17 protein-coding genes and 1 other RNA gene are annotated in these 25,910 nt (G+C 53.2%); 8 read left to right on the top strand and 10 right to left on the bottom strand.

What is annotated here, in order from left to right; genetic code table 11:
- Positions 1-4 precede the first annotated feature (4 nt).
- The 4 genes from dptF to I6L49_RS01180 are packed head-to-tail and all read left to right on the top strand — an operon-like array spanning position 5 to position 9,936.
- Positions 5-1,624, top strand: coding sequence for a DNA phosphorothioation-dependent restriction protein DptF (dptF, locus tag I6L49_RS01165; RefSeq protein WP_216950405.1), 1,620 nt, complete (start codon positions 5-7; stop codon positions 1,622-1,624).
- 2 nt (positions 1,625-1,626) lie between these two features.
- Entirely contained in the window at positions 1,627-2,955 is a 1,329-nt protein-coding gene (gene dptG, locus I6L49_RS01170; RefSeq protein WP_216950406.1) for a DNA phosphorothioation-dependent restriction protein DptG, read from the top strand.
- A complete protein-coding gene (gene dptH / locus I6L49_RS01175) occupies positions 2,936-8,041 on the top strand; it encodes a DNA phosphorothioation-dependent restriction protein DptH (RefSeq protein WP_216950407.1) in 5,106 nt (1,701 codons plus the stop codon). The genes dptG and dptH overlap by 20 nt, the downstream gene beginning before the upstream one ends.
- Positions 8,026-9,936: a DUF262 domain-containing protein gene (locus tag I6L49_RS01180; protein ID WP_216950408.1), complete on the top strand. Its 1,911-nt coding sequence runs from the start codon at positions 8,026-8,028 to the stop codon at positions 9,934-9,936. Before dptH ends, I6L49_RS01180 begins: the two co-directional genes overlap by 16 nt.
- A 125-nt stretch (positions 9,937-10,061) precedes the next feature.
- Here the strand turns inward: I6L49_RS01180 and dndE are convergent, their stop codons facing one another.
- The 8 genes from dndE to smpB form a co-directional block, all read right to left on the bottom strand.
- A complete protein-coding gene (gene dndE, locus I6L49_RS01185) occupies positions 10,062-10,409 on the bottom strand; it encodes a DNA sulfur modification protein DndE (RefSeq protein ID WP_216950409.1) in 348 nt (115 codons plus the stop codon).
- Positions 10,409-12,427, bottom strand: a complete 2,019-nt coding sequence (gene dndD, locus I6L49_RS01190; protein WP_216950410.1) for a DNA sulfur modification protein DndD — start codon at positions 12,425-12,427, stop codon at positions 10,409-10,411. Before dndD ends, dndE begins: the two co-directional genes overlap by 1 nt.
- Complete coding sequence (gene dndC / locus I6L49_RS01195) at positions 12,417-14,051, bottom strand: DNA phosphorothioation system sulfurtransferase DndC (RefSeq protein WP_216950411.1); 1,635 nt, start codon at positions 14,049-14,051, stop codon at positions 12,417-12,419. Before dndC ends, dndD begins: the two co-directional genes overlap by 11 nt.
- Positions 14,048-15,133, bottom strand: a complete 1,086-nt coding sequence (dndB, locus tag I6L49_RS01200; RefSeq protein ID WP_017786509.1) for a DNA sulfur modification protein DndB — start codon at positions 15,131-15,133, stop codon at positions 14,048-14,050. Before dndB ends, dndC begins: the two co-directional genes overlap by 4 nt.
- Positions 15,134-15,267: 134 nt before the next feature.
- Positions 15,268-17,292 carry a DNA phosphorothioation-associated putative methyltransferase gene (locus I6L49_RS01205; RefSeq protein WP_216950412.1) on the bottom strand — a complete coding sequence of 675 codons (2,025 nt, stop codon included), beginning with the start codon at positions 17,290-17,292 and terminating at the stop codon, positions 15,268-15,270.
- A complete protein-coding gene (locus I6L49_RS01210) occupies positions 17,292-17,831 on the bottom strand; it encodes a hypothetical protein (protein ID WP_216950413.1) in 540 nt (179 codons plus the stop codon). The genes I6L49_RS01205 and I6L49_RS01210 overlap by 1 nt, the downstream gene beginning before the upstream one ends.
- Before the next feature lie 163 nt (positions 17,832-17,994).
- Positions 17,995-18,354: a transfer-messenger RNA gene (gene ssrA, locus I6L49_RS01215) on the bottom strand.
- A 166-nt stretch (positions 18,355-18,520) separates the two neighbouring features.
- Entirely contained in the window at positions 18,521-19,009 is a 489-nt protein-coding gene (smpB, locus tag I6L49_RS01220; RefSeq protein ID WP_005334498.1) for an SsrA-binding protein SmpB, read from the bottom strand.
- A gap of 169 nt (positions 19,010-19,178) precedes the next feature.
- Between smpB and I6L49_RS01225 the strand changes: the two genes are divergently transcribed.
- Complete coding sequence (locus I6L49_RS01225) at positions 19,179-19,613, top strand: SRPBCC family protein (protein ID WP_005334496.1); 435 nt, start codon at positions 19,179-19,181, stop codon at positions 19,611-19,613.
- Entirely contained in the window at positions 19,606-19,953 is a 348-nt protein-coding gene (locus I6L49_RS01230; protein ID WP_216950414.1) for an RnfH family protein, read from the top strand. The genes I6L49_RS01225 and I6L49_RS01230 overlap by 8 nt, the downstream gene beginning before the upstream one ends.
- An 81-nt stretch (positions 19,954-20,034) precedes the next feature.
- Here the strand turns inward: I6L49_RS01230 and I6L49_RS01235 are convergent, their stop codons facing one another.
- Together I6L49_RS01235 and fadE are read right to left on the bottom strand one after the other, a co-directional pair.
- A complete protein-coding gene (locus I6L49_RS01235; RefSeq protein WP_108588368.1) occupies positions 20,035-21,309 on the bottom strand; it encodes an amidohydrolase in 1,275 nt (424 codons plus the stop codon).
- Positions 21,310-21,488: 179 nt separating this feature from the next.
- Positions 21,489-23,945 carry an acyl-CoA dehydrogenase FadE gene (gene fadE, locus I6L49_RS01240; protein WP_216950415.1) on the bottom strand — a complete coding sequence of 819 codons (2,457 nt, stop codon included), beginning with the start codon at positions 23,943-23,945 and terminating at the stop codon, positions 21,489-21,491.
- Positions 23,946-24,200: 255 nt separating this feature from the next.
- Between fadE and lpcA the strand changes: the two genes are divergently transcribed.
- Positions 24,201-24,779, top strand: coding sequence for a D-sedoheptulose 7-phosphate isomerase (gene lpcA / locus I6L49_RS01245; RefSeq protein ID WP_005334485.1), 579 nt, complete (start codon positions 24,201-24,203; stop codon positions 24,777-24,779).
- A gap of 164 nt (positions 24,780-24,943) precedes the next feature.
- Entirely contained in the window at positions 24,944-25,753 is an 810-nt protein-coding gene (locus I6L49_RS01250) for a class II glutamine amidotransferase (protein ID WP_005344104.1), read from the top strand.
- The last annotated feature ends 157 nt before the right edge of the window (positions 25,754-25,910 follow it).

Genomic DNA, 25,910 nt, shown 5'->3' on the forward strand with positions numbered 1-25,910 from the left:
TACCGTGAGCACAATCTCCCTTCGCAAGGCCCTCGGGGTTTTGGCTAAATCTTCTTCCTTCTCGGTCAAGACGACAACACTGCGTCAGAGAGATCTGTTTGATGATCTCAAGGATTATCTCTACGTTACACCCGAAATAGAACATGACTTTGAAAAGTGCCTCCGTTCATTGCAGCTTGGTGAGTGCGTGTTTTTATGCGGCAGTAGTGGTGATGGCAAATCTGAAATATTGTCACGTAGCTATGACCAATATAAAAACAGATACACCTTCCATCTGGATGCAACCCATAGCTTTTCGCCTCATCAATCAGCAATCGATGCGCTAAACGAACTCTTTGATCGTGCAGGAGACGGGGCTCAACCCCTGGTGGTTGGTATCAATATCGGTATGCTGGCCAACTTTGCCAAAGAAGGGGCTGAGCGGCACAGTGTGTTGCGTGGCGTGATCGAGCGTTTTTTGGATAGTGGCGAGAGAACGCAAGGGGCATATCACTTTCTTGATTTCGAGTCCTACCCAAAATTCCGTTTTAATGATGACGCAGGTAGTTATTCAAGCTTTATGCGTCAACTGCTCAAGCGGTTAACTCAGCCAACCGATGACAATCTGTTTCATGCTATTGCCCTTGCAGATGAGCAACGCCAACGCGACATGCGCCTCATCGCCAATTTCAGGCTGTTGGCCAATGAGCACGTGCAAGAGATAATCATTACCACTCTGTTCAAAACCCGCTTGATCAAGGATCAATTCATTACGACTCGCGCCTTGCTGGATCTGCTCCATCAGCTTCTGGCCGGGGAGCATTACCTCTTTGACAACCTGTTTCTGGCTAAAGACAGCGAGCTAAGCCTGCGTCTTGCTGACTTTGATCCGGCCTTGATTCATACCCAAGCGGTAGACCAGTTTGTGCTGCGTTATGAGCTGAATCTACCGGATGAGGCGCTGGATGCCTTTATGGTCGAGCTGGCAAAACTGGGGCTCATATTCAACGAGCCTCGTGATAAAGCGGGTCAAGCCGCATCCCTTCTGCGCCTTTTTTATCTGCTTAAGGACTGTGAGCTTGGCAATAACTACCATCACCAATTCAAAGTCGATTTTGAAGAGCAGGTACTTGAACACTATGCCACTGTCTGGCTGCAGCATAGTCAGTACCTTGGGGAGGGGGGAAGCCAGCTGGCCTTGCGCAATTTCTATGTGAAAGCGCTGATCCCGGCCATTTTTGTTTATGCCAACCGCAATGCCCCTGAGTTGTCAAAGCGTGAGCTTTCTCTTGGTCAATTTGGCCAGTGTCATGTCGCGGCACCTGTCGAGCTCAAAGCTGATTACAGCGCAATTCAGCGTCAGCATGTCGAGAAACACGATCATTTCAGCGCCTATCTGAAGGTTGATGATCAGCCCTTGGCACCAATGGCAATCAACCTCAATCTGTTTGAGCTGATCTGCAAGCTCAACAACGGCTATCGGCCAAACAAGTACGACAAGAATGCCATCGTGTTGCTTGATGAGATGGTTGAGCAAATCCGCGCTGTCGCTAAAAAGAGCCCTGTTCTTCACTATTACGAAGGTGATCAGCATCACCGTCTTGGTTTGGATGACGGCATGATCACTGTAGAAGGAACCAGATAGTCATGTCTCTGTATCCAATTCCTGCCGGATTAGCTCCGGTTGATAAAAACAAGCTCACCAACTACTGGCCCATTCGCAACAAAGGCAATGAGTTTGACTGGGATACCGTGACAGGTGTCGTGCTGGGGCTTTCCTTGCGCAAGCAGGTGACTGCCTATGAATTCGAGCAGTTTAAGGAGGAATGCAAAGCCCGGTTTGCAGGCAAGCTCGACGATCCTGATTTTTGGCAGGTGCTTGAGCGAGCCTATTTTTCAAATGATGCACTCTTTCATATTTCACCGCTGTTCCTGTTGTTTAAGGCCAAAGGTAAGAAGAGTGGGCAAGCCGATCTCAGCGCACCAGATACGCGGTTGTGCAAATTGTTTGCAGGTCTGTTGGGGGATTTCTTCCTGGAAGATGCGCTCGATGACAAGCTCAACTTTGTCGAGCAAGAACTGCTGTCCGTTTTGCAAGGCAGGCTGCAAAGCGGCAGCCTGGTAAAAAATGAGGATGAGCAACCTTATCTACCTTTTTTGAATGCCGTATTTCGTGAAGATATTCGCTTTTTGGCTGCGCATCCCCAGTACCTGCTGCAAGCCTTGCCTGGCACACTCAAGCTGTATGCCTTTGCTTACTGTGCTCAGCTGGCACTGAATGTGACCGATTGGCAACATGAGCCCCAAAGCAAGCCTCTCTACTTTATTCTCGATTCGGAAAAGGCCAGCTCTGAACGTACATCGGTCAAGCGTTCTGGCTACAAGCTGCTGGCTGCTGCCAGTGAGCGGGTTTTCCCGCTGCTTTCCGCCCTTGACGTGCTGCAGTTGCCAGGGGATGCCAAGAAAAGACCGCTCTGGCAGGTTTATCGCGATGCCACGGAATATGCTGACCAGACTCAGTTGCTGGAAGATTTGAACAACTATCTACAGGCCTTTAGAGAGAAGCGCGGGTTACGGCCTGAGCGTCCTCTCACCAACAGCGTGGCAGAAGCCTTTGAGCAGCTCAAAGAGTTGGCTCTGGAGCAATTCCGTGATGCCAATACCTCCCGTGGTGGCGTGAACAAGAAATATGTCAAAGAGTTGGAAGAGAAGCTGCTCAGTGATTTTATTCAGGCCCGGGGGGCCGCTGGCCGCACCTTGGTGCTGAATCAGGATCAGCTGTTGCTGTTGACCAATCTCACCATCGGCAAGGCCGACAAGCTGCGCTTGCACGATCTGCGCAAAGGCTTCGAGCAGCGCGGTTTTTATCTTGATAACCAGTCATTGCTGCAACTGGTCAGCTTCTATGAGCGCATGGGCAATGTAGAACGAATGAGTGATAGTGGAGACGCCGTATATGTCCGCAAGACCCTTTGAGCATTTTCTGGCCGAACGTTTTATCGAGTGGGTCAGTGCCGACATTGAACCGGGCTCTCGTTACCAGTTCAAATCCCCCAGCGCAGAAAACGGTCTGGTGCTCTATCAGTCACTGGTGACCTTTGCTGCCACAAATACGCTGGCTACGGCCGATGGCATTGACCTGCCGTATATAGAGTGCAATGGCGTGCGGGTTTTACCTGTGTTGCATGGTGAGGCTCCGGGATTTACCGAAAACTACATCTCCCGTTTACGTGATCTGGTCGCAGGGCGCAGTGCAGAATTTGAAAAAGCAGCCCTGCTCATTATCCACAACAGCATGCTGGATACCCTGATCAACAGTGCCCTTGATTTGGGGGCGCCCGGTGCTGTCTGGCATCCAGATAGTCTCTCGCAGCAGCTTGGCGCACTGATAGATGTTGGCAGCAGTAACAAGGAGCTGTCAGCCTGCCTGCTTGAAGAGCAACTTGCCCTCATCACCGAAGATGGGGCGACTGTATTTGGTTTTGCTCCTCTGTTTAGTGCACTTGATCAAGATGGTGTTCTGGAGTTTGATGAGCTCCAGTTATTCAATGATCCGGTCATTTTGAACTGGAGTGGCAAGAAGGCCCAGATCAGCAAGCGGCTCCAAGCAAACCGCAAGCTGCGACGCGAGATTGAAGATGCAGTTGAGCATTATGATCTCGATCAGCTCGAGAGTGTCCTGAAAGAGTTCAGCGCCAAGTTTATCCGCCAGCATTTCCAGGATGAGAGCTGGCGTGAGCTGGAATTCGAGGCCTACCTCAAAGAGATTGAAGCCAACAAAGCGCAAAAGTTGCTATTGGAAGAGGTGGCCGTTGACAGTGGTTCACTGCAACAAAGAGCCAAAAGCCAGAGCAAGGCGGGACAACGCGACCTGAGCCTGCTGATCCAGCTCCCGCCGGGGGAGAAAACCCTCAACCTCTCTTTTACCTTCATCGGTAATGATCTGGACGAGAGCCAGTTCAAACTGATGCACAATGGGTCGCTCAAAAATGCGGTCACTTATTCTGTCAGCCGTGTCGGTGGTAAACGCTGCTGGGCGACGGTGACCTTGCCCGTCACGGGAGAACCCACCTTTTTTAGCCTTGAGCTTAAACGCGATAACCGCTCCGAAGAGTACAAGTTCCGCTGTCTAGTGGTAGAGCAGGGAGATTTCTATTTCGATGAGTTGCTGCACTGCTTCCGAGTTGATGCGGGCAAGAAGTGGCTGACCCTGCAGCTGGAAGAGAACAAGTTCAAGGTCAACCCAGAGCAAGACGCCATCATGCATCTTGTTGACGATGAGGGCGAAGTGGACTGCAGCGCCTGTGGCTGGGTGAACTTTGATACGCTGGCCGAGCAGAGCGAACAGATCCAGTTTGAGCTGGTCAATGGCGAGCGTCGCTTACCCATCAATATTGAAGGCCCGGCCGCCGATGAGAGTATTTGCGTTCCGCTGCTGTTTGACAGAGATCGTTTCGCCAAGCTGCTCAGAGATGACCGTAATGCCGAGTATCTGCGGGCCAAAGGCAAGATCATTTTCGATAACAGCGAAAGTGGTGTGGTCGGGATCCGCCAGCAGCTGCTGAACCTCGAAGCACGGATGGTTGATGAGCGGGCCTTGTATATCGGTCTGACTGCCGATCCAATGCCACTTGCGGCGATTAGTGCCAGGTTCCCTGATTTACATGGCGCTTATGCCGCCCTGTTTGACTATCTGCAACACAAGAAAACATTGCCGAGCCTGGTGGCCTGGGGCGATAGCTATTGCTCCCTGGTACAGCGGGTGCTGGATGCCTACGAAGCGGCATTAAGCGAGATACCGACCAATGCGGTATTGGCGCTCGAGCACAAACAGCTGATGCGCATTGGCCTGTGCCGCCAGGATGAGTGGCAACGCCTTAGCTCGCTGCACCCCTTGGTACTTGCCTATCACCTGCAACTGGTGGCTGAGATAAAAGCCGATCGCGATGAAGATGGCGTCAGCTCTTTTGCCGAATTGCCAGAGGTGACCCGCGAGCGCCTGGTTGCATCTGGCTTGCTGCCTTTCGTCTATGACAATGACTCAGGCTACGCCCATCTGCTGCCGGTGCGGGAGAACAGCTTCTGGCTCGATGTGGTGCCACAAAAGCAGGAGAGCTACAGCTACATCAAGCGTTTGGTGCGCGACAAATTGGCCGAGTTTACCCAGGCTTATTCCCGGCTGTTCAGTGCCGGGGCCAAGAGCACCCTGATCGTCAATGCCATCAATCAGGCGAGTGCGGCAGAGCTTTTCCTCGGTTTGATCGAGCACTTCAAGCTGCACAAAGAGCAAGCGATCGCCATCCATGTGAACTTCTACGATGAGCGGTTGCAATTCAACGATTTCGACCGCTTTGCCGAAACGGCCGCTTATGACGAGCTGAAAGCTTGGCTTGGCTTGAACACCACTGCGCTGCGTGCTGAGGCCGATATGCTGATCGACCTGATCCGCAGCCGTCTTACCTACAGTAAGTTCACTCTGCCCAACGAGCGCGAGCAGTTTACCTATGCCCATCTGGCGTTCTTCCGCAACCAGGAGCCGGTAGAGTGCCATCCCATCAATACCGATGAGGCTCTGAGTGGTGTGTTGTGTGATGGCTTGATCGCCGGGGAAGCGGCCGAAACGAAAGGGGCGGCCTATTTCACCGCCTTTGGTCTGCGTGGCGTGCCCTATCAAGGGGTGCAGTCGCTGCGGGTGGCCCGCCTGCTGGGCAACCTGTGGCAACCGGCCAGCCAGAGCAATGCCCAGTATCTGGCAACCAGCCTGGGGCTGGCGGTCAGTGCCGATTTCAAGGCGCTGCTGACCCGCTCTTATGACAGCGCACTGTGGACCACCATCATCGATCCCAAGGTGACCCTCGATTTCTTCACCAGTCAGCAGGATGTGGTGCTGATCCACTACTCGGATCAATACACCAGTGCGGCCGGTTATGACGCCATCACGGTGACCAAGCAGGTAGACCTTTTTAAACGCTTGCTGCAAAAAGAGGGTCACGGACAAGGGGAGACGCTGCTCTCCGAATTCAATGCCTTCAACGGCGAGTGGCTGCTCAAGATGCTCACGGCCAACGACAAGGAGCGCAAAGAAAAAAACGGCATCATCGGTGCCTACAAGTTTGTATCGGCCCTGTTGCGGCAATCCGATATCTGCTGGGTCCCCCTCTCCGTGGCCGAGATGATCCGCGTCTCCGGCAATGTTGGCCTCAAGATGAGCGACAGCGAGTTCTCCCGTCAGGTGCATGGGTATCGCAAAGGGGCCATTTCCGATGATGTGCTCTTTGTCGGCTTCAAGGGCAAGCAACTCTATTTGTTGCCTCTGGAGGTCAAGACCGGTGTCAGACCTGACTTTGCCTATGCCGGGCAACAGGCGTTGGAGCTTAAACGTTACCTGATGGAAGAGGTGCTTGGTCCCAATACCTTGGCTGCGCGGCTCTACCGTGGTCTCTTTATTCGCCAGGTGCTGATACAGGTCGACAAGCTGTGCCTCTATCAGGTGATGCAGCCGGCGCAGCTTGCACCGCTGTTGACCGAGCGGGAGTGGTGGCTCAAAGGGGAATATACCCTGGCCTGCGTGCCCGACTATCCCGAAGGCTTTGTGGTCGCCCATATCGAAAACGACAGCTTCTTTGTACCTCACTACCAGATGACCGAGCGGGGCGTATTGCAGGTTGAACTGCCCTACGCCTTGCTGGGGAGCCTTATTCAGGCCTGTAGCGCCCCTGCGCTTGATGAGCTGGTGACCCTGTGCCATGTAGACCAACAATATCTGCTGGGGCCCAGAGAAGAGATGGCGGAGCCTGAATCTGGCTCTCAACCGCAGCCAAAAGAAGGGGGCAATCAGGCGGTGGATATGGCGCCAGTGGCACTGGCCACTGATACCCAAAACACCTATCCGGTTACCCCAGTAGCGGTGGATACCGGGCTGAGCAGCGAGCCGACAGAGCCCATGCGTATCCTGTTTGGCCACGAGGCGCTGCGGCAAACGCCGCTTTATTGGGAGCCCACCAATACCGCCCGCTTTATGAATACCAATACCGGCATCATAGGCACCATGGGCACCGGCAAAACCCAGTTTACCAAGTCGCTGATCACCCAGCTGATGCGCCAGCAAGACAACAATGTCGAGGGGGCACGGATCGGCCTGCTGATCTTCGATTACAAATCCGACTATGTGGATGATGCCTTTAGCGAGGCCAACCAGAGCAAGCGGCTGCGGTTGTATCGCCTGCCGTACAATCCGCTCTCGCTCTATGGCGATATGCCGATGCTGCCGGTGCATACCGCGACCGGGTTTGCCGAGACCCTGGCCAAAGCCTTTGGCCTCGGGCCCAAGCAGCAGCTACGGCTGCGCAAGTTGATCCTCGATGCCTATGAGCTGGCGGGGATCAGCAGAGCTGACGCCAGCACCTGGTCAAGGCCTGCGCCTACCTTGGCTCAGGTATGGGATCTCTATCTTGAGCAGGAAAAGGTAGAAGAGGACTCTCTCTACGCGGCGCTCGACTCGCTGGTCACTTACGAGATCTTTGAAACCATGCCGGATAAGGTGAGCTCCCTGTATGAGCTACTCGATGGTGTGACTGTGATCGAGCTGGCGGGCTACTCACCGCAGATCCAGAACCTGGTGGTAGCCCTGACGCTGGATCTCTTCTATTCGCAGATGCAAAAACGCGGCAAGCCGCAAGTAAACGGGGATTATCGCCAGATCACCAAGATGATCCTGGTCGACGAGGCCGACAACTTCATGTCGCAGGACTTCCCCAGCCTGCGCAAGATCCTGAAAGAGGGGCGCGAGTATGGGGTAGGGGTGATCCTCTCAACCCAGGACTTGAGTCACTTTAAAACCGGGGAAAACAACTACGGCTCTTATATTTTGACTTGGGTGGTGCATCGCGTCGCCGAGATCAAGAATGCCGATATCAAGGCCATCTTTAATAAAGATGATAAGACCGAGCAAGAACAATTAATGGAAACCATCCGCAAACTGGATAAGCACTTTAGTCTCTATATTGATGGAGATAAAAAGGTATCTATGATGCGGGATAGAGCTTTTTGGGAATTATTTTGAGGTTTTTTATGGACGTTAAGCCAAATTATTGTTCAATGGAATCTGTATTCGCGGATTCTGCTATATACGAAGTGCCAAAATATCAAAGGGCATACTCTTGGAATAATAGAAATATAGAGCAATTTACTTCTGACATACATATTTTATGGCAAGGCAGCAAACAATCAGATAACGCTGAGTGTACGCACTTTTTTGGTGGTGTTGTTTGTGTGAAAGTGCAAAACAAGGATAGTTTAGATGACAAAAATGTATATCTACTAGTTGATGGTCAACAGCGGCTTTCAACAATGGTTCTTTTTGTATCACGACTCATTGAGTATGTGAAAGAGCTTAAATTGGATGAGAAGTATTCAGAAATAAGAGAGCGAAGGATTGAAAAATATAGAACTGGTTTTATTCAGTTTACTACTGAAGAAAATGATAAATTAATCTCTTATCCGAGAATTAGCCTTTCAAAGCGGGACTATAGTTTTTATGATCAACTCATAAAAACAGGAAAGCTTGAGACGGCCCATCTTAAATCACATGACTTGTTGGTAAAAGCAGCTAAAAAAATAGATGCATGGTTGAAAGCTTCATTTTCATCAGAGGCCTCGCCTGAAGATCAGCTGACAGAAATAGAGCATTTATATAAAGTCGTTTCTAAGTTGTGCAAGATTCTATTGATAAGGATGTCAGATGTAAATGATGCTTATAGACTATTTCAAGTAATTAATGATCGTGGGCAGTCTTTAACTGCAAGCGATTTGTTACGAGCATCTTCACTTGGTGCGATTGACGCTAGTGGAGTAGAGGAAAGCACAATACATTTACTGGAAGAAATATGGGATGCAATAACAAAAAATGGTTCAAAGTCAACGGATGAAAAATTAATTGCATATTATACATCCAGAAAAGGAAAGTCATGTCAAAAAACATCATTGTTCGAAACATTTAATACTTCATTTTTTTCATCAAGCCATAATGTGGTAAGTGAAATAAAGGACCTTAAAGCTGGTATTGATATTTATGATAAGTTGTCATCTGGAGTTTGGCCTTATGATAAGAGTAATTTAACTGGCTTTCAGAAAAGAAAGCTATACAATTTAATTGTTGTTTTCAAACATACTCATTGTATTCCATTGCTAATGGCTGCGGTAAATCTTCCAGAGAAAAAATTTTACCAAATGGTATTTTTTCTAGAGAAGTTCTTTTTTATTTTCCGTGTCGCGTTAGTGAAAAGGATGACTGGCGCCACTAAACTTTATCATCATACAATATCATCTATCAATAAAAGTGCTGAAACATATCAGGTAAAAGAATTTATATCTGAACTTCAGGCTATATTTAAACGAAATGTAACAGTCCTTGATTTGCAGAACTATTTATCTAAGGTGAAATACATTTCAGGGGGGGATAATCGACATGTTAAATTTATACTGTCAACTATTGAAGAGTCTTGGAAGTATTTGTCATTAAAAAAACGTAATGCATTGTTTATGTATCGACACGCATTCAAAGGGTTAGCTGATGATTATTTTGTGTTTACAATAGAACATATATACCCTCAAAAATCTAAGCCAGCTGAAGTTGATATGTTACTTGAGCCAGTTAAAAATAACTTGCCAAATCTTACTGTTCTTTATGGGCAAGATAATGAGAATTTTACGAATTTACCATTTTCCACTAAAAAATCTGAGTATGCTAAATCAAGGCTCAATTCAACAGTGAAATTATCAGAAATAGATACTTGGGATTTAACTGCGTATAATAAGAGGGCTGATGAATTGTTGGGATATGTGATTGATATTTTTGGCCTAGGGATGGAGATTTCAAAAGGTAGTATTGAGGAAGTAAAACCAAGCGATATTGATTTTGATATAGAATCTGATATTGAAGAGTTTGAATACAATTAGATAAGATATAGGTCTATATGTTAGTTGAAAAATAAATATAGTACCAATATTGATATGGACCTTTTCGAACTTGCTTGTTTTAAGTGTATTGCATCTCATATTAGGAGATGCAATACATCTTTTAATTAAATAGCGTTGGTTAAGGTACTGAGACTACGGTGATTACGTAGTGAAGCTATACCATCTTCCACATGAGCCGCCCAGGCTTTTATCCACTCTTTATTATCCAGGTCAGGATAAATCATCTGGAGGGTGAGCTCGGTCACTGCCAGTGTTTCTCCCAGCCAAGTGATCTTGTCGAGGACCAGGTTGCCATCCAGCTTTTTATGGTCCGGGTGGTAGCGAAAATCAGTTTCCACTGAACGAAAAAAAGCCAGGCGAGCTGCCACATTGGGAGTGATCCCGGTATTGGCTTTTAATCGTTTAAGCTGCTCTTCCGTTTGGCGGGTGAGCTGCATGCGATTCGGGAGCATTAATAAACCTCCTTGGCTTGCACTTGGGCAGGACTCTCTTTCCAGAAGTAGCCCTTGGTCAGCTTTGATGACTTGGTCAGCGCATCAAAGCGGATCTGATAGGCATGAGAGATATCATCAGCCAGAGCACTGGCAAAATAGCGCTCATCCACTTCTGTATCAGTCGACAGCAATATCACCTGATGACTGGCAAAGGGGAAGTAGTGATGAATCAGCTTGTCTCTATGGTGTGAGTCAAGGCGCCCCAGCGGGGTATCAATAATGACCGGCAGTTGTCTACCAGATGTTTTAGCCAAGGCTTCCAAGATCGCGATGGCATAAATTTGCTTCTCACCAGCAGAGAGTGACTTTCTATTGATAGCAATCCCAGCTTCGTCTACCAGCTCCACATCAAAGGAGTGAGGATTGATCCTGGCCTTAATCTGCAGATCTTCTTTTCTGGCCAATTTTCGGTAGGCCACTTCAAAATTCTGCTCCAGTGTTTTAACCCGGGCTTGGGTCAATACATCGCTGTATTCATCCAGTAAACTGATGGTTTCATTGGCATATTGCACTGCACTGACGGCACCATATTGCTCTCTGGCTTTATCGTGCAATTTCTGGATCTGGCGGGCGCAATCCAGTTGATTCATTACCGCTTGTTTGGCTTGTTCCAGCAGTGCCTTGTATTTGTGGCGCTCTTCTTGCCGTTGATTGTCCATGTCTCGCAGGGTTTGGAAAATATCCATCAGCTGCTCATCATCAGGTGCTCGCTCAATATTGCTGGCGGCTTGCTCCAGTTGATGTTCAACCTCGGCCAATTCACGACGCTGTGCATCAAATTTGCTCCAAGCCCGTTGGCAATTCTCACTGATTGCCGCGATGATGACGTGAGTCTCGCGCTCAGAGATGTCAAAGAGAACTTCACCTTGCGGCTTGTTGGCCATAAAGCTGTCAAGCTGCTCTTCGATCGCCTGGGTTGTGATGGCCAGCGTCTCTTTACCTTTAAAGCCGATATTGGCTTGAAGCTGTTCGAGAAAAAGATTGAGCTCTTGGGAAAAGCTGCGAGCCCTCTTTATTTCTATTTCTCTGGCCAGCTGTTGCTGCAGTTTGGCCATGGTGTTGGGGGCCAGCGCAAAGGGGATAGATCCATCACATTCATGGCGCAGACTCTTTTCAAGTTGTTCTTTTTCTTTTACCAGTTCAGCAACTTTCTGCTGCTCCTGATTTTTTGTCCGCGCAAATGCACCACCTTGTGCTGCCAGCATGGCTTCATATTTCTGAATATCTTGGGTAATCAGGCCAATCCTTGCCATCACCAAGTCAGCTTCGAATCGATAATGTTCGGCCTGTTTGGCAAACTGTTTTTTATTCTGCTCCAGCTCGGCCAATTTGTGTTGTTGTTGGGTGCCCAACTCTTTGGCTCCTTGCTGCTTTAAATAGATGCCAAGGTCGGTGCGCAGTTTGGCAATCAGGTCAAGGCCGAGCAGGCGGCGTACCGCGGTCTGCAGAATCTTGCCCGATTCATCTTCTGCCAATGAGGCGATCTTCTCGCCATCAAAAAAGAAGAGATCAGCAATACCGTGCGGGATTAACTCATTGAGAAAACCCTGGCACTGCTCATAGTTAAGCTCGTCCAGCTCAACCCCGTTTTGCAGCAGTTTTAGCCTATCTTTTTTATTGCGATTCCAGCTGCGAATAACGGTAAATTCAGACTCAGTGCCCCCCTGGTTATAGGTAAACACGAGTTCAATCGAGGCATCTTTAGGCTGTTGAGAGATGCTGACACCGTTATGGATAAGTGCAGTAAGTTGGTCAATATAGTCCTGATTGTGGATGAGGTTATCAAAGGCCAGGCGTCCATACAGCGCTAAACGGATAGCTGACAAAATCGACGTTTTGCCAGCGCCGTTGAGGCCACCGAACAACACGATAGGTCTATCATGTCGCTCATGTTCGCGTTTTTGTGGGGTCAGCTCTATTTCGTGGTGACCACGAAATACACGAAAGTTATGCAAGACCAACTTCTTAATGATCATTTTTTACTGCCTCACTAAACAGTGCTGCCATATCGTCGGCTTGTGCCAATTGCTTTTGCAATCCAGCAAGCGACTGTTCAATTTGTTCGACTTCTTCTTGATAGAGATCGCGCTCATTGCGCTTTTGTAACTGTGCCTGTTTCTGCTCAATGGCTTCGAGGCTGCCCCAATCCTGTTTCAGGATGGTGCCTATTTTGGCGAAAACGCCTTGGCGGCGGCTAAGCCCTTCAAGGGATATTTCGAGCTCTATCAGCTTCATCACCATTTCGGGCTCGACATCATAGCCCTGGCTTAGTTGTGCCAGCAGCTCGGCATCGCTAGCATTGAAGCGTGACTGATCGTCGATTAGCCAGTCGAGGTCTTCGCCATACACTTCCCGATATATAGCTGGCAGTGAGTCATTCCAATCCGGTTCATTAGGGTCGGTTAACCACTCCTGGCGAATCGCATGTAGCTCCGGCTTGGTGATCAGAGTAATGGTGTGGCCACGCAAGTTGAGGTCACGCTCCATCTCCAACAGCTCTTTAAGCCACTCTTGGCGGTATTTCAGCCAATAAGGGCCGGGGACGTGCTTGCGCTCTGCGCTAAGCTCTTCACCCTCTTTGGCGTATTGGTAGCTCACCTTGCCGGTGCGGCGCTTGTAGTTACGGTAGGTATCTTTTTGCGCAGGGTCTGTCGTCAGAGCTAGCTGATTACGAAACTTGAGCAGGGGTAGCATCCAGTCTTCGCCGTTTTGGATCAGGCTCTCCATGGCTCGGTCTTTGGTGACCACGGTACAGGTCCAGCAACCAAAGCGTGAATTACCGCAAGAGGGGGTGCTGTCATCAATGACCAATGGACATTCACCCTGACCCGAGGAGTCCATATAAAGAGTCCAGAGCGGGCGGTTATTGCCGCCCCAGGGATTTTCCCACTCCTCCACATCATCCGGCGCATATTTGAAGGCGCCGCGCAGTAGTTTCCAGACATCCTCAACATCCCAGGTGTCGATAGGGGTGTAGATGAAGGCATTAGCCAGCGTGGTATGGCGGGCAAGACGGGTTCCATCAATCTTGTGCTTGGCAATGACCTGGGCACGGGAAGCACTCTCGCTGCTGCGAGAGCCGAGCACAACAATCACCTCTTCAAACTGGCTGACCTTGTCTTTGATAAAGTCACTGACCGGGTTGATCTTCATTCGCTCGGTACACCAGCGGAAGCTGCGAGTCGGGGCAGGGTAGCCTTTGCCGAGCAGGTTTACCCAAAACGTCTCATGGGTTTTGGGTACGACAGGGTGAGAGGTAATGGGTAACGCATCGCGTTTGGCGCCCTTTTCGATTTGATCCATGGTCCGAATGATCAAATCGACGACAACAGGGGTCTCGACCAGGGTGTCTGATGAAACGACAAAGACATCTTTGTGGCGCATTTCAGGCGGTAATCCCAGCAGTGCCAGATAGACCAGCGTCAGCACAGCAGAAGAGTCTTTACCTCCGCTATAACCAATGACCCAGGGACGTTTGTCTGCGCAATAGATACGTTGTACTTCAGCTACATACTCTGCCAGTGGGCGGCCGGCAAAGAGCTCGGTATTGATGAAATCTTCGTAATCGGCCAGATCATGGGCCTGAATCAAGGGGTTCATTGAGAGACAACCTGAGCTTCAAGTACCTTCTCCTCGGGAGTGAGGGGGAGGTTGAGTGATGTTTTAAGTGCGTTGCAGGTAAGCTGGAGCGCGGTGGTTGACTTGCTTAGCTTGCCATGCGACATGGTTCTGCGAATCCATTCCGGGTTGGTTTTGCGCCAATCAATGGTCTTGAGCTTACCAAGGTCTGTTTGCCAGGTATCAGGATGCTCGCTTATCAAGAAGCGGCCGAGCATACCGAGAGCTTGCAAGCCGACCCCGTGAGCATGGACATACTCCTGCCGGAGTTGGGCGGGTGATACTTCTTTGCGACTGGCCATCTGCCAATCCGGCATCTGGTCGTAGACCGCTTTCCAATAGAGAGCCGCCAGCTTGGCCTCTTCATCTGTGCAGCCCTCTTTAGGTCCCTTGCCCAGTAGGGCTCGGGTTGCCTGTTTGATGCTACTTAAGGTGAATAGCTTGCTGGAGAGCTGGGAGATGCTCGACTTTTCCATCTCAGTAAGCCCGACGAAGGGCTCCATGCTGGTAGCCAAATGGCGAGCAAGCTCAGAGCCTTGATCTCTATGGTCATAGAGCGTTGACAGTGACGGACTGGGTTTGACCGCGTACTTGTTGAGATCAGCAAACATTTGCTGGCTTCGGGTTAACCCTTCATCGACAAAGAACAAGACAGGGATGTTGTCCTGACCCAGTTCGGGGCGCTCTACCAACGCCTCTTCGATAGCTTTACGGCGGTGCTGACCATCGTTGATCAGGATCTGTGCATCCATGGGCACTCGTAAAGTGCCCAGGTTGTTGGAGCCGGGGTGTTCAGCAAACTCGACGTCAACAGCAATTGACGCAGTCAAGGCAGAGAATACGTAATCCTTGGGATTCTCCAAGAGGTATCGCACCATTTCCGGGATCCGGGATTTGTTCAATGTGCGTTGAGCCCGCAATTCAGGGGGGACTTCGCTCTCATCGAAGTTGAAAATTTTGGGGATGATGCGCATCGGGCAGGTCGCGATATAGAAGGGGCGACCGGCTTGTATCCCACGCACTGCGGGGAATGAGTAGCAGTAGTCAGCGTCGAAGTGGTTCATGATGATGCTCCTGGCTAGTCCTGCTTCAAGTCTAGATTTACGTCAAAATTAACGTAATCACATGTTGTTATAAGACTGTAGATTAGGTTTTAGCGAGGAATAAGTGGTTTTTACGTTATTTTGGGGCGCTGATTTTACTCTTTTACGCTACAAATACGAAAGCCTGAAATTTGCCTTTTTTGCTCTTTGAGAGCTGATTCATATTGTTGGCGACTCAAGTGATGCTTTGTTTCCAGGTCCATCCCAAGCAGTTTGCTCAATCTTTGCTCCAGTGCTCGTTGTGCCTTGAAGCTCGGATCATCCGGTGCCATCAAATAGCTTTTGTTGAGCAGTGGCGGCCGGGTCTGCTCATTGATGTAGTCAAAGAAGTCGACCTCCTGCTCGGCCATCTTGATCTTGACCCGCTCCACCAGATGGGGGATGGGCTTGCTGAAGTCGTCATACCCCATCAGGCTCACCTTGCCGGAGCGAATGTGCAGCTTGATCACGTCGATATCGGTCAAGTCACCGTAGAGCTGGCAGGCCGCCCCGAGGTAGACACGCAGCAGCGGCGGTAATTGCGGAATAAAGCATTTGTGCAGCAGCAGTGAATGGCTGGGATAGAGCAGGCTGTTGGGGAGCTGTTGATGGGCCAGCTCGCAGGCTTGGTTGATGAGGGCGATATCCGCAATCTGGTAGAGCAGTGCTCTGGCTGCCTGCTGTGCCTGCGGGTTGCCACCGAAAAAGGCTTTGATATCCCGCTGCAGCTCGCTGGGGTACTGGGTATAGGCTTGGCGTTTGCCAAACATGTTGAGTGCCAGGTAGACCAGCAAATCTTGCTGCCGCTCCAGCTCGGCCTGCTTTAACTGGGCAAGGTCAAAATGCTGGCCAAGCAGGGTCATGGCTTTGCGATGACTGCCTGCTATCTCTCTTAACTCGTCGCTTTGTTCAAATTCGTCATTGGCCGGGATTCGGCCAAGGGTCAGCGCCCGCTGCCAGAAGGCTTCAAACAGTGGTTGATGGCGAGTGATCAGTAGTGCTGCTGCGGCCTGATGGTTGGGGGTGGGCGAGGTCAGCTGCTGCCAGCTGTGGCTTCGGCGTTGACGCTGTGCCAAAAAGCGTTGCTCTTCGAGCTTGTCTTTGAACACGTAAAAGATGCCGGGCCCAACGGCGATGGCATTTTCATCCAGTGTTTTGTCTATGTAGTGCTTGAGCTCGCTTTGGTTGTAGTAGCGCTGAAAGGTGTTGCGCGAGGTGATGACGCCATCTTTATAAGGGGTGAACTGGGCAATAAAGCTGTCGTTGGCCAGCATGGCCGAGACGACCAGGAGGGTTTGGGTCAGCTCCCAGGCGCCGAGCAGCGCCTCCATTCGCTCATCTTGATCCTCAATCACGTTGATCACAAAACCGAGATTGACCAGATGGGAGATCACCTTCTCGCCATCCGGACGAAAGTTCGGGTCCCAGCCCAGCGCGTCAATACCGTGAGCTTCCAGTTCCCGCAGGTCATCCCCCCGGCCGCAACCGTAATCAAACAGCGCATAGTCGCCGTTGAGATAACCATGGCGTGCCAGCATCTTCATGGGGGCCGAGAGTTCATGGCGAACCAACGCGGTTTTATGGCGATCAATTTGTGGGCCACCCTCTTCGGGCGGCAGGGCGGAGATGCGAAACAGGCGCCCATCAACCAGTTGGTAGCCGTGTCTTGCGATAAGCCGCTCCCACGATGCTTTGAAGCCAATCATGCGGGGATGATCGTAAAGTCCCGCCAACTCCCCCTCTTGGGTGATCTGGCGACAGCTCTCTGCCTGTGGGTGATCGGGGGTCAGCATGCACTCTTTGCGATGCAGAATGGGGGGATTGTCTTGGCTGTCGTAGCGGGTAACGGTATGGCTCAGTTTGGCCAGGTCAACGGTCACGCTTTGCTTGAGACTGGGGTAGGCCTCTTCGAAGAAGGTGGGGTAGCTGAGCAGGGACAGCCTAAAGTCCTGCTTTGCCAACTTCACCAGATCCCATTCACACTCCGGCAGTTTGAGCGCTTGTGCCACCGCACAGACAAAGCGGTAGAGCTGTGGGTTGGTTGTGGCCAGGGTCTCTTTGTGCTGATAGACCGCGTCGGGCAGCACTTTTTTGTATGGCAGGGCCGCGACCAGTTGCGTGAAGCGCTCGGGGGTCAGCATCAGCACATTCCTTTGAGTTGGGTGAGTGTCAGCCGCTTGGGCATTCGTCTTCCATGGTGAGTGTTGAGTTCGACCAAGGCGCGGTTTTGTTCGTGCCCATAGCTGATATGCAGTGGCCGGTCTGGGCCATAGAGATAGAGACGATCAAACGGGGTGTGTTGCGCCAACCAAAGGGCTACCTGATAGCTGTTCTTCCCTAGGTATATCAGATCAACCGCGGCCCCTTGCCGAGGACAGATAACGCTTCCTCGCTGATTGAGTTCACAGGCTGCATGTTGATCGAGTGTGGGGGCTATACCGGGGGAGGCGTTGGAAAGAATAGCTTTGCGCAGTGTTACTCCACAAAACCCATAGGTCAGCAATGGGTGGCCAAATGCTTCTACCAGCGGATCGAGAATATGCGTTGCCAGTTCACGGTAGGCCAGCCAGCTCTCGGTTTGTTCAGGCAAGTTTGGGCATTGGATGCGTTGCCAAGTTTCACCACAGTGAAACAGCATCTCGAAGGTGAAATGTTGGCTGCAGGCATCCTCTAAGCGCATGACGAATCCTTATGAACCAGTGCGTTATATTACTGGTTTTGCCTCCCCAGTAGAGCCATCAATCCGTGAGAGTGATCTCGAAAAGCCAACAGGTTGGGTCTTTGTGAACCAGATGAACAAATAAAAAGGGCCACCTCTTGCGAGATGGCCCTTTCCAAACGTTTGGTGGAGCTGGGGGGATTTGAACCCCCGTCCAAAATTACTACATCCTTGGCACTACATGCTTAGTCACTCTTTACATTCGCCAACCCGCTGCGGAGAGACACGCCACGAATTGACTAGCTCGATTAGTTTTAATGCTTCCGCCCCGAGCAGGACTTCCACACGATCCTGTGAAGGATGACCTTCCGATTCCCTAGGACACAGGCAAGCTAGGGTAGAAGGGCTCTATGCAGGTTATTAAGCTGCTAGTGCGTAGTTTTCGTCGTTTGCGACTATTTTTTTGCGGTTTATTAACGAGGCCTACCGCACCTCGGCATGCACCTTGGGTTTCGTGAATCTTGTCGAATCCAGAATCAGCCCCAAGTTGTTAATTGCGATTTTACGCAAAAATGCTGTCATAGCAAGGCGTTGATACCCATTCCCTCTGGCAACCAGTCTGTTTGCCGATTTATTGTACGCAGCTGAGCCTGAAGAGCCAGCTGCGCTGGGGGAAGGTGAACTGACGTCCTGATCCTGGCAGTAGCAGGTTAGCCGCGATGCTTGTTCTTCATGATGCGGGCTTTTTCCCGATCCCACTCGCGGGCCTTGGTATCTTCGCGCTTGTCGTGCTCTTTCTTGCCCTTAACCAGGCCGATCTCGACCTTGACCCAGCACTGTTTCCAGTAGAGGGCGAGGGGAACTATGGTGTAGCCCTGACGGGCAATCAGGCTTTCGAGCTTGTCGAGTTCACGACGGCTCAGCAGCAGTTTGCGGGTGCGGGTCGGGTCACATACCACGTGGCTGGAGGCCGCTTGCAGTGGCAGGAAGCTGGAGCCGAACAGATAGGCCTCGCCATCGCGGAAGATGACATAGGCTTCGCTGATGTTGGCCTTGCCCGCCCGCAGGGATTTGACTTCCCACCCTTGCAGGGACAGACCCGCTTCGATCTTCTCTTCGATGAAGTATTCGTGGCGCGCGGTTCTGTTGAGTGCAATGGTGCTGGACCCGGCTTTGTTTTTACTGTTTTTTTTGCTCATGACGGGCGATTTCCGGCAATGACTAGGAGGCTCGTATTATACGTAGGCAGGGGCGGCTGTAAAACGCGCAGCAGGTCAAGTGGTGGCTTTCTGAGCGGTTTGGCTGAGGTTTTACCTCCACAACCCCAAACATGGTGATAAAATCGCGCCGATTGGATGAGGAAAAGCCATGCCCCGAATTACGCGCAGTGCCCTGGTGATGTTCAGTGCAGAACAGATGTTCAAGTTGGTTAACGATGTGGATGCCTATCCGCAGTTTTTGCCCGGCTGTGTTGGCAGCCGTGTCCACGAGGCTGGCGATGACTACATGATGGCGTCGGTCGATGTGGCCAAGGCGGGGATTGCCAAGACCTTTACCACCCGCAATCAGCTGGATGTGAACCGTCAGATCAGGATGGAGCTGGTGGATGGCCCGTTCCGCAAGCTGGCGGGCTGGTGGACCTTTACCCCGCTCGATGTCGACGCCTGCAAGGTGGAGTTTGATCTCGATTTCGAGTTTACCTCCAAGCTTATCGAGGTGGCATTTGGTCAGGTGTTCCGCGATCTGGTGAGCTCCATGGTCTCCGCCTTCTCCAACCGGGCGAAGGAGGTCTACGGTGTCTGACCAGCTCAACATCGAGGTTGTCTATGCCTTGCCGCAGCAGCAGACGGTGATTGCCCTGCGGGTTGCGCCCGAGACCTGCGTGCTGGCGGCCATCGAGCAGTCCGGCATCGTACAAAAACACCCCGAGATTGACTTGTCGGTCAACAAGTTCGGCATCTACAGCCGCTCGGTGAAAGGGAGCGAGCCGCTGCACGACGGGGATCGTATAGAGATCTACCGCCCGCTCATCGCCGATCCCCGCGAGATGCGCAAAAAGCGGGCCGAGAAGGCCAAAGAAGAGGGGAGAGCCGATAGCGTGACCGGTGGTCGCCCCGATGTGCATCGCAAGCACCGCGAGTAGCGCTCAGGTTTTTCTTGCAGAAAGAAGGCGCCGAGGCGCCTTTTTTTGATCCCGTTAGCCGGTGAGCTGGCCGAGGGGATATCAAGAGAGGGCTGCTTCTGCCACACCCAGTCGTGCACGGGCCCAGGCGGCCAGTAGCTCTACCCCGCTTTGCATCACCCGCTCATCGAAATCGAATTCGTTGTGATGGTGCGGCGCCGCCAGATCGGCCCCTAGGATGAGGTAAGCCGCTTCGCCCCCCTGCTTTTGCACCCGCTCCATCAGAAAACCGGCGTCTTCACTGGCGCCAAAGCGGCGAGTCTGGATGGTGGCGAGCCCCTGCTTGCGGGCCAGCGCCGCCAGCTCGGCCTGCAGTGCCGGGCTGTTGTCGAGGGCAATGGCCTCACCCTGCTTGATGATGCGGTAGGTGACACCGTGGGCGAGGGCAGTCCCTTCGACGATGCGCTGTACCTGACTGAACATGTAGTCGTTGAGCGTGCTATCGGCGCCGCGGGTTTCACCGCGCAGCTCGGCATGATCGGGGATGACGTTGCGGCCGCTGCCAGCGTGAAGCTGGCCGACGTTGATGCGGGTCATGCCGTCGCGGTGGCGGGGAATGCCGAGCATGGCGGTGGTGGCCATGCAGGCGGCGGCCAGCGCATTGCTGCCTGCGTTGGGTTCGAGTCCCGCATGGGCGGCGGTGCCCATAAAATGGACGTCGAACTTGGTGGAGCAGAGAAACTCGGTGGGGTTGATCACCAGCTCGCCGCTGCCAGCGTGAATACCGATATGGAGCGAGAGCAGGGCATCCACGTCATCGAGTGCGCCACCGGCAGCCAGCGCCTTGCCACCGCGGCACCCCTCTTCGGCGGGTTGGAAGAAGAGCTTGATGCGACCGCACAGCTGCTCCTTCATCGCCATCAGCTGGCTGGCCAGCCCCATGCCGATGGCGGTGTGGCCATCGTGAGCGCAGGCGTGCATCCACCCCTTGTTGTGGGAGGCAAAACCCTCCTGCTGCGGCTGGTGTTGTTCGGCGTCGGACTCTTCCACCTCCACCGCATCGATGTCGAAGCGAAAGGCCAGGGTCGGGCCGGGACGGCCGGTATCCAGCTCTCCCATCAGGCCAGTGACATCGCCGATCCGCTCCAGCCAGTCGGGATGGGCTCCCTGACGACGGGCGCGAGCCTTCTCGGCCGCCACATCCACATCACGGCCCATCATCAGATTGCTGGCCAGCAGTTTGTCGCCAAGCACAATGCGATAACCGAGCTCGCTCAGGTGGTGGGCAATCAGGCTGGTGGTGCGAAACTCTTTCCAAGCGGCTTCCGGCAGGCGGTGCAGGTCGCGGCGCCACAGGATCAGGTGCTCAAGGGTCATCTTGGCTTCCTTGGTGATTCGATTTGTCGGCTATTGTGCCTTTTTTCCCGGCTGACCACACGGGGGCTGCAGCTGGTCGGGGGAGCTGTGCGTGCGAGTGGTGGTTGTGAGGGCCGTGAATAGTGGTGAGCGCCCATAAAAAACGCCTCCACAAGGGAGGCGTTGTCGATAGCTGGTTATCAGGCCGCGTGATGGTAAGCGGAGGCTTCAAACAGCTTCTTGTTGGCCACCAGATCGATGGGGTCAAAATCATCGACGTTGATGGTGCGCAGGCGACTTACCTCGGCGCGGCGCAGCAGCTCGGCTTCGCTCTGGGTCAGTACGCCAGCGGCCAGGCCAATGTCGGCCACCTTGTCCAGTGCCATGAAGGGGCGCTTGATGCCATCGCTCTTGCAGACTTTCTCGAACAGCGGCTCGGCGGCCAGCATGTCATCGAGCGCCTGCTCCAGCAGACCGAACGGGTTGCCCTCTTCGCGGGTCAGATACTGGCCCTTGGCCAGGCGGCTGCGGGTCTCGCTCGGGGTTTGCAGCAGACGGGCAACCTGTTGATCCAGCTTGTCGCACGGACGGTTCAGGTCACGGCCAAGCGGCAGCACCACGGCGCGCAGGGCAAGCCCAATCCAGCGGTTCGGGAAGTTGCGCAGCAGCTCGTCGATCGCCTCTTGTGCCTTGAACATGGCATCTTGCAGTGCCCAGTGCAGCAGCGGCAGGTCGGCCTGCTGGCGTCCCTCATCCTGATAGCGCTTGAGGGCGCTGGAGGCCAGATAGAGCTGGCTTAATACGTCGCCAAGACGGGCGGAGACCCGCTCCTTGCGCTTGAGCTCGCCACCCAGGGTGCCCATCGCCATGTCTGACAGGAACGCCAGGTTGGCCGAGAGGCGGGAGAGCTGCTGGTAGTAGCCCTTGGTCTGATCCTTGTACGGTGCAGAGGCAAAGCGAGCGCCGGTGATACCGAGCCAGAAACTGCGCACCAGGTTGCTGATGGCAAAGCCGACGTGGCTGAATACTGCCTTGTCGAAATCCTTCAGCGCCTGCTCCTTGTCGGGGTGGCTGGCGGCCAGCATCTCCGGCAGTACATACGGGTGGCAGCGGATAGCGCCCTGACCGTAGATGATCATGCTGCGGGTCAGGATGTTGGCCCCTTCCACCGTAACAGCGATGGGGGCACCCTGATAGCCACGGGCCAGATAGTTGTTGGGGCCCATGCAGATGGCCTTGCCGCCGTGGATGTCCATGGCATCGATGATGCACTTCTGGGCACGGTCGGTGAGGTGGTATTTGACGATGGCGGAGATGACCGAGGGTTTCTCGCCAAGGTCGATGCCGGTCACGGTCAGGTTGGCTGCGGCGCCCATGATGTAGGCGTTGCCACCGATACGGGCCAGCGGCTCTTCAATCCCTTCCATCTTGCCGATGGGCAGCTTGAACTGGCGACGGATGCGGCTATATGCGCCGCTCGCCAGGGCCAGCATCTTGACGCCACCTGTGCTGTTGGAGGGCAGGGTGATGCCGCGACCGACCGACAGACACTCGACCAGCATGCGCCAGCCCTGACCGGCCATGGCCGGGCCACCGATGATGAAATCGAGCGGGACGAACACATCCTTGCCTTGGGTCGGACCGTTCTGGAACGGCACGTTGAGCGGAAAGTGGCGACGGCCGATGCCGACACCCTTGATGTGAGTGGGAATGAGGGCGCAGGTGATACCGAGCTCTTCCTCTTCACCCAGCAGGTGCTCGGGGTCACGCAGTTTGAAGGCGAGACCCAGCACGGTAGCAATGGGGGCGAGCGTAATATAGCGCTTGTTCCAGGTGAGGCGCATACCGAGCACCTCTTTGCCTTCCCACTCGCCTTTGCAGACGATACCGAAGTCGGGGATGGAGCCGGCGTCAGAACCCGCTTCCGGGCTGGTCAGGGCGAAGCAGGGGATCTCTTTACCCACTGCCAGGCGGGGCAGGTAGTAATCTTTCTGCTCGTCAGTGCCATAGTGTTGCAGCAGTTCGCCCGGGCCCAGCGAGTTGGGTACGCCAACGGTGGAGGCGAGCACGGCGCTGGCGCCGCACAGTTTTTGCAGGACGCAGGACTGGGCGTAGGCCGAGAACTCCAGACCGCCATATTTCTTCTTGATGATCATGGCGAAGAACTTGTTGTCCTTCAGGTATTGCCACACCTCGGGGGAGAGATCCGCGCGCTCGTGGGTCACTTCCCAGTCGCTCACCATGCGGCACACTTCCTCGACCGGACCATCCATAAAGGCCTGCTCTTCGGCAGAGAGGGTGCTGACCGGAATGGCGTGCAGCTTTTTCCAGTCCGGGTTGCCCGCGAACAGATCGGCTTCCCACCAGGTGGTGCCCGCTTCGATAGCCTCTTTCTCGGTGCGCGACATCTCCGGCATGATCGATTTGTAGATCTTGAACAGCGGCTTGGTTATTTGATTGCGGCGAAATTCCACCAGATTGAGCGGGATGGCGATCACCGCGAACAGCGCCCATACCAGCAAGGGCACATGACCATAGATGGCGCCAAGCACCATGGCGGCGCCGGTGACCAGGGTGGAGATGAACAGGGATGCCCGGCGATAGGCCAGGGCTCCGATAACCAAGATCACCCCGAGCAGAGTGAGGGTCGTCGTCATTGCTTGCTCCTTGCGTGGTTAGGTTGCCAACGTGGCGTAACTGATCCAGAGGTCTGACCTGTTGGATATGGCCCCTGTTGTAATTCATACGCACAAACTTATCAAGCTGTTTACATCTTCATTACCTTCTCTCTGTGATCCCCATAACGCTCACGCGCCGCCAGCGCTGTGGCTCGCAGGGGGGCGACTGTGCGATTCGCTTGTGCGAGAATAGCCGCGATCTACACGCACACTAAAAACAGTGGAAGAGACATCATGTACCAAGAATTGATCCGCAATGAACTGACCGAAGCTGCCAGCGTGCTGCAGGCCTTCCTGGCTGATGAGCAGAACCTGAAAAACATCGAAGCGGCCGCCAAACTGCTGGCTGACTCTTTCAAGGAAGAGGGCAAGGTGCTCTCCTGTGGCAACGGTGGCTCCCACTGTGACGCCATGCACTTCGCCGAAGAGCTGACCGGTCGTTACCGCGAGAACCGCCCGGGTTATGCCGGTATCGCCATCTCAGATCCGAGCCACCTCTCCTGCGTCTCCAACGACTTTGGCTATGACTATGTCTTCTCCCGCTACGTAGAAGCGGTCGGCCGCCGTGGCGACGTGCTGCTTGGCATCTCCACCAGCGGCAACTCCGGCAATATCCTGAAAGCCATCGAGGCGGCCCGCGCCAAAGGGATGAAAGTGATCGCCCTGACCGGCAAGGATGGCGGCAAGATGGCAGGTCTGGCGGATGTCGAGATCCGGGTACCGCACTTTGGCTATGCCGACCGTATTCAGGAAGTGCACATCAAGGTGATCCACATCCTGATCCAGCTGGTCGAAAAAGAGATGGCCAAGTAATCAGGCTATAACTACCAGATAAGGGCATCACCGGTAGCATGGTTTGCCATCGGCCGGTTGTTGCCAGTCACAGGGGAAGGGATTGCGCCTTCCCCTGCTGTCTGTCGAACCAGTGTGCTGGTCGAACATGACACAAGCCAAATCATGAAAGGAGTCTGCCGGATATGTGCGAACTGCTCGGCATGAGTGCCAATGTGCCGACCGATATCTGCTTCAGCTTTACCGGGTTGATGCTGCGCGGCGGCAAGACCGGGCCCCACAAGGATGGCTGGGGGATCACCTTCTACGAGGGGAAGGGCTTTCGCACCTTCAAGGATCCCGAGCCCAGCGCCCAATCTCCCATCGCCAGACTGGTACAGGCGCTGCCCATCAAGAGCTGCGCCGTGGTCAGCCACATTCGGCAGGCCAACCGTGGCTGCGTGTCGCTGGAAAATACCCACCCCTTTACCCGTGAGCTGTGGGGTCGTTACTGGACCTTCGCCCACAACGGTCAGCTGACCGGCTACAAGAAGCTGCCAACCGGCCGCCACCGTCCGGTAGGGGATACCGACAGCGAGCACGCCTTCTGCTGGCTGCTCGATCGGCTGGAGCAAAAATATCCCAAGCGTCCGGCCAACTTTCCCGCCATGTTTCGCTATCTAGCCACCTTGTGTGACGAGCTTAGAGCGTTCGGGGTATTCAACATGCTGCTCTCGGACGGGGAGTATGTGATGAGCTACTGCACCAACAACCTGCACTGGCTGACCCGTTGTGCGCCATTTGGCGAGGCGAGCCTGCTGGATGAGGAGGTGGTGATCGACTTTCAAAGCGAGACCACCCCCAACGATGTGGTGACCCTGATCACCACCCGTCCGCTGACCGGCAATGAGAATTGGGTCAAAATGGCGCCCGGCGAATTCAATCTGTTTCGCATGGGGGAGCGGGTGGCGACCAACCAGGTCGCGCTTGAGCAAGATAAAAAAATACCAGGGTAGATACCTACCCTGGTTCTTCGCAGCAGCCATAAAAGGCAAAAGGGATGAGAGGTGTTGCTGAGCATCATCACTCTGACGGCATTAAGTGTTGATCAATTGTTAATTTATGGCAATCAAGTTGTTGTCTTGACGGGCGTTTCAGCATCGCTATTTCGAT

The sequence above is a fragment of the Aeromonas sp. FDAARGOS 1419 genome (assembly GCF_019047045.1).
In the GTDB taxonomy this organism is placed as follows: domain Bacteria; phylum Pseudomonadota; class Gammaproteobacteria; order Enterobacterales; family Aeromonadaceae; genus Aeromonas; species Aeromonas veronii.